Origin of the sequence: Streptomyces sp. NBC_00212, assembly GCF_045206365.1 — a bacterium.
GTDB lineage: Bacteria > Actinomycetota > Actinomycetes > Streptomycetales > Streptomycetaceae > Streptomyces.
This window is the reverse complement of sequence record NZ_CP108115.1, coordinates 8390298-8403840: the sequence shown is the minus strand read 5'-3', so window position 1 is coordinate 8403840 and position 13543 is coordinate 8390298. Positions and strand designations below refer to the sequence as shown.

The 13543-nt window shown below is 67.7% G+C and carries 11 protein-coding genes and 2 pseudogenes; 7 read left to right on the top strand and 6 right to left on the bottom strand.

The genetic code is table 11. From position 1 onward, the window contains the following. Positions 1-350: 350 nt before the first annotated feature. Complete coding sequence (locus OHA17_RS38445) at positions 351-1184, bottom strand: helix-turn-helix transcriptional regulator (RefSeq protein WP_406510396.1); 834 nt, start codon at positions 1182-1184, stop codon at positions 351-353. Between the two features lie 115 nt (positions 1185-1299). Between OHA17_RS38445 and OHA17_RS38440 the strand changes: the two genes are divergently transcribed. Further along, the gene (locus tag OHA17_RS38440; protein WP_406510395.1) at positions 1300-2364 is read left to right on the top strand and encodes an aldo/keto reductase; all 1065 of its coding nucleotides are present in this window, start codon (positions 1300-1302) and stop codon (positions 2362-2364) included. Between the two features lie 195 nt (positions 2365-2559). Beyond that, the gene (locus OHA17_RS38435; protein ID WP_406510394.1) at positions 2560-2769 is read left to right on the top strand and encodes a hypothetical protein; all 210 of its coding nucleotides are present in this window, start codon (positions 2560-2562) and stop codon (positions 2767-2769) included. Between the two features lie 1456 nt (positions 2770-4225). On the opposite strand, the gene OHA17_RS38430 is transcribed toward OHA17_RS38435, so the two are convergent. After that, complete coding sequence (locus OHA17_RS38430; RefSeq protein WP_406510393.1) at positions 4226-4369, bottom strand: hypothetical protein; 144 nt, start codon at positions 4367-4369, stop codon at positions 4226-4228. A 358-nt stretch (positions 4370-4727) separates the two neighbouring features. Between OHA17_RS38430 and OHA17_RS38425 the strand changes: the two genes are divergently transcribed. Further along, positions 4728-5231 carry an NUDIX hydrolase gene (locus OHA17_RS38425; protein WP_406510392.1) on the top strand — a complete coding sequence of 168 codons (504 nt, stop codon included), beginning with the start codon at positions 4728-4730 and terminating at the stop codon, positions 5229-5231. Positions 5232-5586: 355 nt separating this feature from the next. Here the strand turns inward: OHA17_RS38425 and OHA17_RS38420 are convergent, their stop codons facing one another. Then, a complete protein-coding gene (locus OHA17_RS38420) occupies positions 5587-7050 on the bottom strand; it encodes an alpha/beta hydrolase (protein WP_406510391.1) in 1464 nt (487 codons plus the stop codon). A gap of 1650 nt (positions 7051-8700) precedes the next feature. Between OHA17_RS38420 and OHA17_RS38415 the strand changes: the two genes are divergently transcribed. Together OHA17_RS38415 and OHA17_RS38410 are read left to right on the top strand one after the other, a co-directional pair. Then, the gene (locus OHA17_RS38415; protein WP_406510390.1) at positions 8701-9096 is read left to right on the top strand and encodes a hypothetical protein; all 396 of its coding nucleotides are present in this window, start codon (positions 8701-8703) and stop codon (positions 9094-9096) included. A gap of 168 nt (positions 9097-9264) precedes the next feature. After that, the gene (locus OHA17_RS38410) at positions 9265-9639 is read left to right on the top strand and encodes a hypothetical protein (RefSeq protein WP_406510389.1); all 375 of its coding nucleotides are present in this window, start codon (positions 9265-9267) and stop codon (positions 9637-9639) included. Positions 9640-9889: 250 nt separating this feature from the next. On the opposite strand, the gene OHA17_RS38405 is transcribed toward OHA17_RS38410, so the two are convergent. Continuing rightward, on the bottom strand, positions 9890-10396 hold the full coding sequence (locus OHA17_RS38405) for a winged helix-turn-helix transcriptional regulator (RefSeq protein WP_406510388.1): 507 nt from the start codon (positions 10394-10396) through the stop codon (positions 9890-9892). A gap of 109 nt (positions 10397-10505) precedes the next feature. Here OHA17_RS38405 and OHA17_RS38400 point away from each other — a divergent pair. Together OHA17_RS38400 and OHA17_RS38395 are read left to right on the top strand one after the other, a co-directional pair. Further along, a pseudogene (locus tag OHA17_RS38400) lies at positions 10506-11287 on the top strand (SDR family oxidoreductase). A gap of 25 nt (positions 11288-11312) precedes the next feature. Then, positions 11313-11672 (top strand): nuclear transport factor 2 family protein, encoded by a 360-nt coding sequence (locus OHA17_RS38395; RefSeq protein WP_406510387.1) that lies wholly within the window; start codon positions 11313-11315, stop codon positions 11670-11672. An 83-nt stretch (positions 11673-11755) separates the two neighbouring features. On the opposite strand, the pseudogene OHA17_RS38390 reads toward OHA17_RS38395, so the two are convergent. Continuing rightward, positions 11756-12903: pseudogene (locus tag OHA17_RS38390) on the bottom strand (IS630 family transposase). Positions 12904-12986: 83 nt separating this feature from the next. Further along, positions 12987-13529 (bottom strand): ArsR/SmtB family transcription factor, encoded by a 543-nt coding sequence (locus OHA17_RS38385; protein ID WP_406510386.1) that lies wholly within the window; start codon positions 13527-13529, stop codon positions 12987-12989. Positions 13530-13543 lie beyond the last annotated feature (14 nt).

Genomic DNA, 13543 nt, shown 5'->3' with positions numbered 1-13543 from the left:
ACGTGAGCATCCTCATCGTGGCAGCGGCCATTCTGGGACTGGCTTTGGGTGCGGCTCCTCCGTAGGGACCCATGGAGCTGGCTGGATGCTTCACCGAGGACGAGCCGCGCCCAACCCGGGTTGAGTCGACCTTGATGTAGCGAGCCCCCTGGTCAGGTGCAGGTCACGCGACGGACCCCAGGCTCCGGTGTCAGGTGGTCAGCTTGGCGAACAGCAGTTGCTGGAGGCGGGTTTTGACGTCGTCGCAGGTGGGGCGGATCGGCATGCTTCCGGCTCGGATCTCACCGGTGGATCCCGAAGCCACGCCGTTGCGGCGGTTCGGTCTCGGTGAACGAAGGGGCGGTTCGCCATCATCGTGTGCACAGCCGGTCCAATGCCGACTGGCTCTCATCGTCGGCGGCGCGGTAGATCACCAACAGCTGGTCCGGATCTTGAAGCGGTGTCAGCGTTTCGAAGTGGACTGCGATCACACCGGCCTCGGGATGCCGCATCGTCTTGCGTCCGCGGCCGTTGACCTTGACCTCTCGCTCGGCCCACAATCGCGCGAACTCCTGGTCGTGAGTGATGCACTGGGTGATGAGGTCGGTCAACGCCTGGTCCTCCGGATGCGCGGCCCACGCAGTGCGCAGGTGGGCGATCCCCTCTCGCACGACACGTTCGCGGTCGACGTAGAAGTCCCGTGTCTCCGGATGCATCAGGCACAGCCACATCGCATTGCGCTGCTGTGGCGGCAAGGTGTCGAAGGTCGGTAGCAGCTTCGCCATTGCGCTGTTCCAGGCCAGGATGTCGTAGCGGTGGTTCATCAGCATCGCCGGCAGCGGCGACAGATCGGCGACCAGCTGGGCCAGCATTGGCTCTGCGACGGTGGCGAGCTTGTCAGCACTGCGAGGCCGCTGCCGGGCCAGGCCGAAGAGGTGGGCGCGTTCGTCGGGTGTTAGGCGCAGTGCCCGGGCCAGCGCCTCCACCACCTCCGCTGAGGGCCGCAGCCCGCGGGCCTGTTCCAGCCGCACGATGTAGTCAGTGCTGACCCCGGCCAGTTCTGCGACTTCTTCGCGGCGCAGTCCCGGGGTCCGTCGGGCCTGCCGACGCGCCGGTAGGCCGAAATCCCGTGGGTCCAGGCGTTCTCGTCGGGTCCGCAGGAATACGGCCAGTTCGTGTGTCGCGTCCACGGTGCCGGGGATCATGCCTGGTCCAACAGCCCGGGTAGGACTGGTGTTCCCAGGAACTTCCCTCCCTTACCCCTGGCTCTGGGTGGCCGCAGGCTGTGCTTGACGACGTTCACGAGCACAGGAGGACATGATGTCGCTCTCCCTCGACACCTACCGGCTGCTGGGCCGCTCCGGGCTGCGGGTCTCACCGCTGGCCCTGGGCACGGCGACCTTCGGCACAGAGTGGGGCTGGGGCGCCGAGCAGGACGATGCGCGCAAGCTGTTCGATCTCTATGTCGAGCGCGGCGGCAACTTCATCGATACCGCCGGCACCTACACCGACGGCAGCTCCGAACGCATGCTGGGCGAATTCACTCGCGACAACCGCGACAACCTGGTGTTGGCCACGAAATACACGACGCAGCGCCGACCCGGGGACCCCAACTCCGGGGGCGCTCACCGCAAGAGCCTGCTCGCGTCTGTGGAGACCAGCCTGCGGCGGCTGAATACGGACTACATCGATCTGCTCTTCCTGCATGTGTGGGACTTCACCACACCGGTCGAGGAGATCCTGCGTGGCATGGACGATCTGGTCCGGCAGGGCAAGGTCCTGTACGTGGCGATGTCCAACGCTCCGGCCTGGGAGATCTCCCGCATGCAAGCGATCGCCGACCTGCGCGGCTGGTCACCGCTGGTCGCGCTACAGGTCGAATACAGCCTCATCAACCGAGACGGAGAACGTGACCTGATCCCGATGGCACGGGCGATGGGGCTGGGGGTGACCCCGTACTCACCGCTGGGCGGCGGCGTGCTTTCCGGCAAGTACAGCCGCGCCGATCTGACCGCGACGGGCGCCGACTCCGGTGAAAGCAACCGCAAGAGCTTCAACGCCGGTTTGGGCATGGTCACCGAACGCACCCTCGCCATCGCCGACGTCGTGCGGGAGGTGGCCGCGGAGGTGGAACGCACACCCGCTCAGGTCGCCCTGGCCTGGACCCTGCAGAACCCGGACGTGACGGCACCCGTCATCGGCGCTCGCACCCCCGAGCAGTTGATGGGAAATCTGGGTGCCTTGGAGGTCGGTTTCGCTGCCGATCAGCTGGCCCGCCTCCACAAGGTCAGCGCGATCGACCTCGGCTACCCGCACGACCTGCTCGCCAGTGACCACATGCGCACCGTGACCGCAGGCGACCTGAAGATCGAAACCCGCCGCTGATACCTGTCCGAGTGCCGAGGGCGGGGCCAGGGGCGAAACGGCCAGGATTGAACACTGAGCGCGCTGGGTGCGGCTCGTCCGTAGCAACCTCGCTGAGCTGGGCGGATCCCTCACTGAAAACGAGCCGCACCAACTGGCTTTGGGGCCTACCTTCGTCGCGCTCTCAGCACCGCCGGCGATCTCGCCCCACCGGACATGGCGGCCGAGACGCAGTCATGGATCGGTGCTTTCATGGCCCTGGGCGGCTCCGCCGGCACGGCGATCAGCGGTCTGGTGACCCAGAAGTCGGGGCCGGGGACCGCACTGGCCCTTGCCGCCGTCGCCATGGCCGCTGCTTCGGGACTGGCCCGCACGGCGATCCTGAAACAGCCGGTGCTGGCCGATCACGCCAATTTGCCAACGTAACATCGCTGTTCGCCGATCACTGAAGGCCCGTGCCGAGCGCGGGCCTTCAGTGATCGGCGAGCGGGATTGTCAGTCCATGGGGTCGATGTGCGTCGCCGCCCCGCACCGTTCGACACCGGGACGATCCGGCGCCGTATGACCGGGCGCCCTGGGGCGATTCAGCGGGGTGCGACCGGTCCGCTCCACGCCGTCGCCGTGGACGTCGCCGTGGCCGTGGCCTGGCCCCACGCCGGGGGCTGCCCCACCCAGGGGTAGCTGGGCGAGCGGCCGGGACTGTACGCCGGGGCCATCGGCACCCTGTAGACCGGCCGCATCGGCCGACTCTGCGAACCTTCGCCGCGGCTCCTCGCCGGGGCGCTCGGGCCGCCGTCCCGTGAGACCGGGCGGCCATCGTGGCTGCTCCACGTCGGGGGCCCCGCGGCTCCCCCGGATCTGTCCGCGCCGGCGGAGCCGCCGCCCGCGCCCCGCCGAGGACTCGTCGGGTGGGGTGCGCCGGCCGCCGGCTTGACGGTCCGTCTCACGCGGCCCGAGCCCGACTCCGGCAGGTCCGCCGTCGTCCGGCCGCCCGCGGCCGGGAAGACTCGCTGGTACTGCGGGCCGCTCGCGAGGTGCGCGGCCGGCTCCCGGACGGACAGGCCTTCTTCGGCTGACGCCCCGCCCACCCGCTCCCCATCACGCTTGCCTCCACGTGTCTCCTCACCTCGGCCGTGTTCGTCAGCTCGGACATGCCCGCCCTTCGCGTCCTGTGCTTCCTCAGCGGCGTCCCGGCCGCGGAAAACCGGGAGGGTGCCCACGTCCTGCCGTGGGACCCGCTCAGCACACGGCGCGTGCTCGACGTAATCGAACGTGTCGAAAACGAGGCGCAGGTGCGGCCGCTGCCCGTAAACGGCGGACCGGGCGCCGCCCTGGTGGCCGCACGGTCCCAACTGGCCGTGCCGCCAGACCACTTCCGGCACCAGATCGGCACCCTGGACCCGCCGGAGGCCCAACGGACGCCAGCCAGCCGGGTGGGGGTCGAGCGTGACAGGCGCGGTGGCGGACAGGACGACGAGCGCGGCACAGGCCGCGAACGTCCACCTCCCCCTGCGGCGGATCCCCTTGCGGAACATGGGACTCCTCGTGAGAACACGGGACGCTGTGCGCGGCGCGGAACAGCACAATAGCGACCACATAGGGTAATTGGATGCCCGTATTTCATCACACACGGTAGTGATTTGAGTGGCTCACATGCCGGGAAATCAGGAACCGCGCCACAGCAGCACCCACTTGGCGACACCGGGCACGTCCCGCTCGTCGAGCCGCCGCACACCGGGTGCTGACAACGCCGTTCGTGAGCGCCTTCACGGGGGAAGCTGAACGCGGTCAGCGGCGCGGCCCGCAACTACGGGAGCACCGGCTTCCCGACCACCAGCGCCCGGTGGACCGCCATGCGGTGCGGGAGCAGACGCAACGCCTCCTATATCGCGACGGTCTTGCCGTGGCCCGGGTCCCCGTAGAAACACAGCACCCCTCGTGCCGCGACCGTGTGCGCGAACGCCTCGGCCACCTCGCCGAGTTGCCGGGTCGACACCACGTGTGCGACCGGCGCAAACAGCCGCATCCGGCCGGTGAACGCCACGCTGCCTTGCCCTGACCCGCCTCCGATACCCGCGTGGGCGAGAGCGCCGTCTGCTGTCCGGTCCCGTCCACTATTGCCGGCAAGGCGAGCTGGGCCGGAGCGCAGTCGTAGCGGTACGGATCGACTTATCTGCTTATATCCGCGCCGGTGTGAGGTGTTCTCCAGCACACAGCCCGCGCGCAGTTGATGTCGGTGTTCCCTTTACCTGCCACAACTCCTGTTGCTGACCGGCAGGAGCGGCCGTAGCCGTTCCTACTCGGCATCGCTCAGATCTCCCCGCCCCATGCCCACCCACCGAAATCGGCCTGCCGCGGAAAACGCCCGTCTTACGCTATCGGTCATGCCCACTCACAACCCGTCATTCACTGTCAACGACGACGTCGAGGTGCCCGATCCCGCCTCAGACGAAGTCTGGACCGTCGGCGCCGTCATCCTCAACCAGGACGGCCAAGCCTTCGCCCAAAAGCGGAGCCCGGACCGCCGTCTGTTTCCCGATACCTGGGACATCGTGGGTGGCCACGTCGAGGCTGGGGAAACGGTCTTGGAGGCCCTCGCACGCGAGATTGAGGAGGAGACCGGCTGGCGCCTGACCCACGTGCGGCGGTTCCTTGGCACCACAACCTGGACGGGGGACGATGGCGGCGGACTCCGCCACGAGGCCGACTATCTCGTCGAGGTCGATGGCGACTTGGACCACCCCACGCTGGAATGGTCCAAGCATTCTGCCTACGACTGGTTCGGCGCCGACAACCTCGTCCGCCTCAAAGAGAACCGCAGACCCGGGGAGTTCTTGATCCACGACCTCATCGCACGGGCCATCGGAGATCGCCCAGACAAGTCCTAGCTGCGCGCGGCTTGGGTCCCCGGTCGAGTAGGCGGCATCGGCATCAACCTCCCCCGTACGCAATCAGCCGCTATGCCATCTGGGCTGGGCCATGGTCAACGCATGAGTTCTTTCTCGCCGGTATTCGCCGACCGCTCCAATGTTGCAGGCACACCAAGAGCGGGGGCCAGATGGGATGGTGCGTCAAGGCACCGCCCCCACACGCGGGCTCTGTTCGTCTCGGCGACAGGCACAGTCAAGGCGCTGGTGGCGATCCGAATCGCCGAACACCTGGGCACCTGCCTCTCGCTGGTCGTAGCGACGCTGGGCCTGGCGGCGCAGACCGCTCTGGCCTGGAGGATGGAAAGCGATGCCGCTAAGCCTGGCACCGCACATCGGTCTGCGGGCGGTGCCCGCTCAGGAGGAAGTCGGTCACCAACTGGTCGCCGCAGGCGTTGCCGGTGGCGAGGTAGGAGCCGTGGCCGCCGTGGTCGACGGTGACGAGACGGGCGCGGTCGCCGAGGGCGGTCCGCATGCGCAGGGCGCCGAAGTAGGGCGTGACCGGGTCTCGGAGGTTTTGGAGCATCAGAATGTTGGACGGCCCGTCCGAGGTGATGCGGACCGGCTTGTCGGCCGGCCCGGTGTGCCAGAAGGCGCAGGGGGTGATGTTCACGGGCTGCCCGGCGGTGAGCGGGTGCCGGACGCGGTCGGCGGCCACGGCGCGGGCGTAGTCGCGAACGTCGCTGGGCCAGTTCACGTCGTTGCATTGTGTCGCCGTGTACACGGCGGCGTCCCGGTCCGGCATCGGCGTGGCGTATCCGGGAGGCAGGGCCAGCGTGGTGTGGGGGTCCTCGGCCGCCTTGATCAGTTGGGCCAGCCAGAGGAAATTGTCGTCGCTGTAGAGCGCCTGCTGGACGGCTTGGCGCAAGATGCTGCCGGTGAGCGGTTTGTTCGGCGTGGTGGTCGCCCGGGGTGCGCGGTCCAGCCGGTCGGCGAGTGACAGCACCAACGGCCGTACGTCTACGGCGCGTTGGGCCAGGCGGCGCTGCTCGCGAGCGGGGTCGGCGGCCCAGCGGGCGAAGTCGGAGAAGCGCTCGTCGGCGCCGGCTGCCGTGTTGGCGAGCCAGCCGCGCTCCACTCGCGCCGGGTCGGGGTCGCCGGTGCTGTCGAGCACCACCCGGTCGGTGAGCTCGGGGTGCTCCTGCGCGTAGGCGGCAGTCGCATACGTGCCGTACGACACCCCGTAGATCGACAGCTTCGCGCTGCCGAGGGCCTGGCGGAGGCGCTCGATGTCGCGCACCTCGTTCGCCGTGGAGTAACTGCTAACCACGGCACCGCCGTTGCGGGCGCAGGCGTCGGCGATGCGACGGGCGCGGGCGACGCTGTCGCTGATGTCGCCACCGGAACCGGGCCAGCTGCGAAGGTTCATCACGTCCCGGTCGTCCGCGCTCAGCGCGCAGTCGGCTGCCGTGGAGCCACCCACCCCACGCGGATCGAGGCTGACCAGATCGTAGGCACCGTGCAAGGCCTCGCGCAGCGCCGGGCCAGTGTGGGCGAGCGCGTCGACGCCGGAACCGCCCGGGCCGCCCGGGATGACCAGCAGGGTGCCGCGTCGGGCGGCCGGGCGGTCGCTGAGCAGACGGGTGACTCGTAAGGTGAGGCGGGCGCCGTCCGGCTTGCGGTAGTCGACGGGGACGGAGAGAGCAGTGCACTGCTGGTCAGCGGGGCCGTCGGGCTGAGCACATGACTTCCAGGAGAACGCTGACGCTGGGCCGGCACCAGCCAGGCATGTCGCACCGAGGGACAGGACGCCCAGTACAACGGCGAGTCTGTGCTTCATCATTGTCTCCAGATCTAGAGGTGTTGACGGCCGCCTGCGACATCCGCGTCGTGGCGCGGTCTCTGCGATGGGCCGCACGCATGGATGCGCATGGCCTCGCGCGGCCAGTCACCATCGGGGCGCTGAGCTGCGCCGGGAAAGCGATGCCGGGGGTCGTGTCCCGGACCGGCCCCACGCTGACGGGGAACCGGCCCGCCCGGCATGCCACCCCGGTCCCTTTGGAAGGTCATGGCCGTCGATGCTGATCACAGCCATCTTCGCCGCCCAGGGGGTACTGCGGCCTCCCCCGCCTGTGGGTTCCTTCTCCCCCGCAGGGGGGAGCCGCCGCGCCGACCCCCACTGGCAGGATGAGCAGGTGTCCGACTCCCCGCCTACGCCCAACTCCTCCGCGCGGCAGGCGCCCCGGTCGAACACCGCAACCACGAAGACCTGGTCCACGCCTCCGCACCCTCGCCCCGCGCGTACCCGCCGCGGCAAGGGCACTGGACGACTCCTGCGCCGCACTCAAAACCGGCCTCGCCCGACTGCTTGGCACCCTTGATCCAGCATCGCCCCACGCCGGAAGAGGAGTTCGAGGGGCAGCGCAGCTACGACGCAGGGGTAAATCCATCAAATGCCCCGCGACTGTGGCCGGACGCAACCAGATGATGGGAGACGTACGCCTGCCGGAGCACCAACGCCGTGGCGTGGTCACCTCATCAGCCCAAGCGCCAGCCCGAGTTGCCGCAGCGCTATACATTCCCGAGCCAGTCTCTGAAAGACAAGCGCAGAACAATGGTTGCCCCCCTCCGACCCGTACCAGAAGAGGTGTTCGTGGTCAGCGCCGCAGGAGCTGCCGCGTTCCGCGCCGAGGATGGGAGCGTCCGCGCATCCGGCCTGCACGACCAACCAGGGGCCGGCCCAGATCCCAATTCACGAGTGCCGAGTTCGGGGATGACAGACAGAGAGCCATTGCGAGGAGGTTTTCTATGGCATTGGTTGCCTGGTCGCTCTTCTAATCAATATCGATCGACTTGGTCGAGCTCTGGGGCTCGTAGCGGGCGACGCCGGCAAGGCCCCACAACACCGTCCACCAGGTGAGTGAAGGGGTTGCTGGTTGCCCTGCAGCGCAGGCAGGACGTAACGGATTCCAATCCCAACACGAAGTTCCAGTGATGGTCTCCGCCGGGACGTGAGGGTTGGGCGTGTGAGGCACATGCAGAGTTCGTTGGAGACGCCCGTTTCATGAGGTCGACCACTTTTCCAATTGTTTACAGATTCCATAGACCGAGCCGTACAACCGTCGCAATGTCAGCCCCTTTCGAACTTCCATTCATCCACCAAATCGCCCATTTGTCCCAGTTTGCACGTTGGGCAAGCCACCGAAGTGAGGCTTGAATGGGCCGAGTTGACCAAAGGGGAGCGCCAAGCCATGAGCCCTGCGCCTTAATTTCTTGTCCAGGCAGTTCATTTCGGCGCCATCAGGACGCCCGCCGACGGTCGGAGCCGTCACCGGCGTGGGAGACCCATCAGTGACACCTGGCACGACTTGACCCCTTGGTGACCACGTGACGGTCCCCCGATGATCGGCAACTGAGACCCTCCGGGGCGGGACGCACTGCCTCACACCAGAAATCACAACGTGTTCCGCCCCGGGGAGGCGCCACCATCATGTTCCTTCATCTGTCCACGTACGCCTGGGCTCTCATTGCCGCGGTCGTCACCCCCATCCACTTCAGCGTGATGCGGTGGTGCATGCCAACAGCGAAGTCCAAGAAGAGTGTTTCCTTCATGCCTCTCGTCGGCGGGTTGTTCTTGTGGGCGAGCGCCGTGGTGAAGGGTTTCACCGCAGCCGAAACACTCTTTCTTTACAGCTCCATTCTGCTAATTTTCGTCATCGCGTTCGCTCCGGTACGCAACAGGATCGCAGCCGACATCCTGGAACAGGAGCAGAATCCGGGCACCAAGGTGCAGCCGAACATGTTGGCCCTGTGGTGGATCGCCATGTCCATTGGAATCGGCACGCTCGCTGTCATTTCGGCGTGCATGTCCCAGACGAGCTCGTAGCCGTGTGGCTGTGAGCGATGCGGCGGAGCCTGTGGGCCGACGGTGCGCGCGATGGCGCGTACCGCACCGGCCAGGCGATCAGCGTCGCCGTGAGGCAATCGAACTACGGAGAGACCGTGCCGCTCGGAGGGCATGGCTCCGCCATGGCGCGAGCAGAAGGGACGGACCGTGCCGAGTCTGGCCGCCGTCACCTTGGCAGCGGCGACCGCGAGTTCCTCCGAGGTCATGTACCCGTCCTTCAAAAGCGCCCTCAACAAGGCGGTCATCAGCGCGGAAGCGGACCTGACCGCGGCGAACCTCGACGGGGCCGGCAACAGCCTTTCCGTCGCCCTCCTTCGGCAGGGCCGGGTGGCCCCAGGGGCGCGCGTCACCGTCAACCGGCACCGTCTGCACCCGGCCCGACGTGTCAGCCGACTGGCCCGACGACATAGTCGCGGCGGGCCGGACGTCCCTGTGGTGGGCTCCGGAGGTGCCTTTGGTTCCCTGATCCCGGTCGTCGCCGACGGCATCTCCGACGTGACGGAGACGGCGACCCGAACATGATCCCCGACAGCTTCCACGTCTGTCAGAGCATCGACTCCCGGCTCAGCTGGACGAAGGACGGCAAGGACTTGGCGCACACATTCGGCATCAACGCGCTCAACCCGAACAGGGTGATGGGCAGCCACATCCAAATGCTCTGCAAGCAGTACGGCATGCGTGATGCTGCCGGCGATCCGGTGTTGCCTGGTCGATCAGGTACGAGGTGCGTCCGGCACTGCACGCGGCTGTTCGGCGCCGGCTTGAGCCGGCCTTACGCCTCCCCGGGGGTGGTCGGTCGTGTCGCATATCGGTGGCGCATGGCGTCGCTGGCTGAGGGGCCTGCGGTGAAGACGTAGGTGTCGCTGTCGTCGAGTCGGCGGCCGGTCTTGGCGTCGACGACGACGGGTTCGACCTCCTCGCCGCTGTGCGCGTCGATGAGGATCATGCTGCGTTCGGCCGGTGCGAGACGGGAGTTGCCCCAGGCGGCCAGGGCGACGATCACCGGTCGCAGGGAGTGCCCGAGTTCAGTGAGGACGTACTCGTGGCGTACGGGGTTGGTCTGGTAGGGCCGGCGCTCCAGCAGTCCGTCGGCGACCAGGGTTTTCAGCCGGGTGGTGAGCATGCTGGAGGAGATGCCCAGGCTCTCCTGGAACTGGTCGAAGCGCGTGTAGCCGTCGAACGCGTCGTGGAGGATCAGCAGCGTCCACCACTCGCCTACGTGTTCCACCGTCGTGGACAGTGGGCACTCTCGGTCCTCCAGCCTGATCCGGCTTGCCATGGTGGCCATCCCCTCAGTTACTGCTAACGTCGAAGTTAGTAGCTTCTACTTTAGCAGTAACTGAGGGGAGCGGTGCCTTCTGCGTCCGCGTCCGGGAACGGAGCACACCGTGACCACATCCATCAGCGAATCCCTCGAAGGCCGACGTGCTCTGGTCACCGGCGGCACCAAGGGCACCGGAGCCGCCATCGCCGGGCGTCTCGCCCAGCCGGTGCGACCGTGGTAACGGCTCGCAGCCGCCCCGACGACGTCGAGGAGAAGGCGTTTATCGCCGCCGACCTGTCCAGCGCCCAGGGCGCCTCTCATGTGGCCGCCGAGGTGGACGCCCGCGTGGGCGGTGTCGACATCCTGGTCAACACCCTCGGCGGGTCCGAGGCGCCGACCGGAGGGTTCGCCGCGCTCGGCGAGGACGACTGGGCCAGGGAGCTGAACACGAACCTGCTGGCCGCCGTCCGGCTGGACCGCGCACTCCTGCCGCACATGATCGCCACAGGTAAGGGCGTGATCGTGCATGTCACCTCGATCCAGCGCCGCATGCCGCTGTGGAACGGCACCCTGGCCTACGCCGCCGCCAAGGCCGCCCTGGCCACCTACAGCAAGGGCCTGGCCAACGAGGTCGCCCCGCACGGCGTCCGCGTCAACACCGTCTCGCCCGGTTTTGTGCAGACCTCGGCCGCCGACAACCTCGTCGTCCGGATCGCCCACGACGCGGACATCACGCAGGAAGCGGCGCTGGGCCGGCTCATGGACTCCCTGGGCGGCATCCCGCTGGGCCGTCCCAACCGGCCCGAGGAAGTCGCCGAGCTCGTCGCCTTCCTCGTCTCCGACCGCGCCTCGGCCATCGTCGGCGCCGAACACGTCATCGACGGCGGCACCACCCCCACCGTCTGAACCCGCCACCACCCCAGGGAGCGTCATGCACGACAACCAGCCCCGAACCAGCACCCCGGACACCCTGCCCGAGGTGATCACCCGCTACTTGACAGCACACCGCGCCCACGACACCGCAACCGCGATCACGGCGTTCACCCGCGAAGCCACAGTGATCGACGACGGCAACACCTACGAGGGCATCGAGGCGATCGCGAAGTGGCTGAACCGATCGGCCACCGAATTCACCTACAGCATCCACCTCACCGGCGCCGAGCAGACCGACGCAATCCGCTACATCGCCACCCACCACCTTGAGGGCAACTTCCCTGGCGGGACCATCGATCTGCGATACCAGTTCACACTCCGCGACGGCCTCATCGAACGCCTCGTCATCGAACCCTGAGACCCTGCCGGCGCCACCCGTTGCCGCCTCAGGCGAGAAGCCCCGCTCGCCCCGAAATCTCGGTGACTCACCTTCGTGCCAGGTCAGGCCGCCAATGGCAGTGGCCGTCCGCCCCAGCGGATGCCCTTCTCGCTGCGGATGCGGGCGCGTTCCTCGCGTTCGGCGGCCAAGACATCGCGGTGGCGAGCGTTGGCGTTGCGCCACCGGAGGTAGGCGTGCAGGGCCCGGGTCTGCACGGTGTGGTTGGGGTGATTGGAGTTGGCGATGGTGAACTGCCGCAGTGGTCCGAAGTGGGCCCCGATCGGGTTGGCCCAGGAGGCGTAGGCCGGGGGAAAGCACAACTCGACCTTGTGTTTCTTCGCCCAGCGGCGGATGCCCGGGCCTTTGTGGGCGGCCAAATTGTCCAGGATGACGTAGATCGGGACGCCGTCGGGCCGGGCGGCACGGATCGACTTCAGCCGCAGACAGCGTATTGGCGGCCCCCTTCCTACGGCGGGTGACGCCCCACAGGGTGTCGTCGCCGAGCGAGTAACAGCCGTGGAAATAGCGCCCGCCGTGCGTGCGGTGGTAGGTGGCGGGAGCCGGTCAGGGTGTTTACGTTCGGCCCAGCCTGAGCCTGCGGTGAGCCGATCCGAGCGGTCCGAACTCGTCGAAGGCGAAGACCCGCGGCGCCGGTCCGGGAAACGGACAATGACCTCCCCGATCCGATCCGATCCGGTCCGGCTTCGCTTCGCTGTCCAGGTAGGGGGTCTCCTTCCACATCTTGGTGCGCTGGAAGGTAACGCCGCGGCGGGCGAGCAGGCCACGTAAGCTTTCGCGGCCGATGAGGATCACTCGGCCCTGGGCTTTCCGCAGGTAGGCGACAGTTTGCGCAGTGATCAGCGGGTGAAGGCCTGACCGAGCTTGGTCGGGCGGGTGGTGGCCGTCGCAATGACGAAGTTCTCGTCGTCAGGGCTGAGCCGGCGGGGACGGCCTCCCGCCCACATAGGGTCCAGGCAGGCCAGGCCGACCTTGTTGAACCAGTGGAACACATCCCGGACGGTGCCCTCGTCGGCCTGCACCAACTGGGCAATCACCGACACGCGGCTCCCGCCAGCCGACGCCAGCAGCATCCCCGTGCGCCAGTAGCGCACCGCGTGAGTGCTGCCACGCCGCACAATCTGCCGCAGCTTCTGCCCTTCTTCTGCCCTTCCTGGTCGGTCAGTCTGCGCATACGGACGGGCGCGGCCACCGCGCCTCCAGCGGTGGGATCGAACGTCACCGCACGTCCAACCGTCACGATCACCAAACCGGCAAACCTATGTGGTCACAGCATTAGGCGGAGCTGGTGGTGCTGGTCGGCAGGGCCTGCTGATAGAGCGCCACCAACACGCCGTGCACGGGCTGGTCCTCCGCGTTTTCCTCGGCCTCGTCGACCAGTTCGGCGAGGGCCTCGCCGAGTTCTCTTGCCTTCGCGGGGCTCAGACGCAGGTGGCGCAGTGTCAGGTGGGTCTCGGCGGGTGAGCGGTCCAGCTCCTGGGCGACCGCAGCGAGCATCGCGGCGGTGCCTGCCGCTTGGGGTTCGGCGACGACCATGTGACGTGCCGTGCGCTGGTAGTACTGCTCGGTGCCGCCGCGGACCTGGCGGGTCTCGGCGATGTGGACAAGGCCGGCTCCGCGGAGCACTTTGAGGTGGTGGGCCACGTTGCCCTTTTTCGCGTCGAGCTGCGCCGCGAGCCCGCTGATGGTGGCAGGCCGTTGGCCCAGGGCGAAGAGCAACCGCTGGCGCAACGGGTGAGAGAGCGCCGCGAACTGCTCAGGCGCACCGATCTCCAGGACGTCCTCAGGAGGCGGCAGGCAGGAAGGCTGATCGCGCATACCGAAAGTGTCTA

What these genes read in the sequence shown, in the direction of transcription:
- OHA17_RS38445 (WP_406510396.1), bottom strand. Translation starts at nt 1,184, where the DNA reads ATGATCCCCGGCACCGTGGACGCGACACACGAACTGGCCGTATTCCTG.
- OHA17_RS38440 (WP_406510395.1), top strand. Translation starts at nt 1,300, where the DNA reads ATGTCGCTCTCCCTCGACACCTACCGGCTGCTGGGCCGCTCCGGGCTG.
- OHA17_RS38435 (WP_406510394.1), top strand. Translation starts at nt 2,560, where the DNA reads ATGGCGGCCGAGACGCAGTCATGGATCGGTGCTTTCATGGCCCTGGGC.
- OHA17_RS38430 (WP_406510393.1), bottom strand. Translation starts at nt 4,369, where the DNA reads ATGCGGCTGTTTGCGCCGGTCGCACACGTGGTGTCGACCCGGCAACTC.
- OHA17_RS38425 (WP_406510392.1), top strand. Translation starts at nt 4,728, where the DNA reads ATGCCCACTCACAACCCGTCATTCACTGTCAACGACGACGTCGAGGTG.
- OHA17_RS38420 (WP_406510391.1), bottom strand. Translation starts at nt 7,050, where the DNA reads ATGAAGCACAGACTCGCCGTTGTACTGGGCGTCCTGTCCCTCGGTGCG.
- OHA17_RS38415 (WP_406510390.1), top strand. Translation starts at nt 8,701, where the DNA reads ATGTTCCTTCATCTGTCCACGTACGCCTGGGCTCTCATTGCCGCGGTC.
- OHA17_RS38405 (WP_406510388.1), bottom strand. Translation starts at nt 10,396, where the DNA reads ATGGCAAGCCGGATCAGGCTGGAGGACCGAGAGTGCCCACTGTCCACG.
- OHA17_RS38395 (WP_406510387.1), top strand. Translation starts at nt 11,313, where the DNA reads ATGCACGACAACCAGCCCCGAACCAGCACCCCGGACACCCTGCCCGAG.
- OHA17_RS38385 (WP_406510386.1), bottom strand. Translation starts at nt 13,529, where the DNA reads ATGCGCGATCAGCCTTCCTGCCTGCCGCCTCCTGAGGACGTCCTGGAG.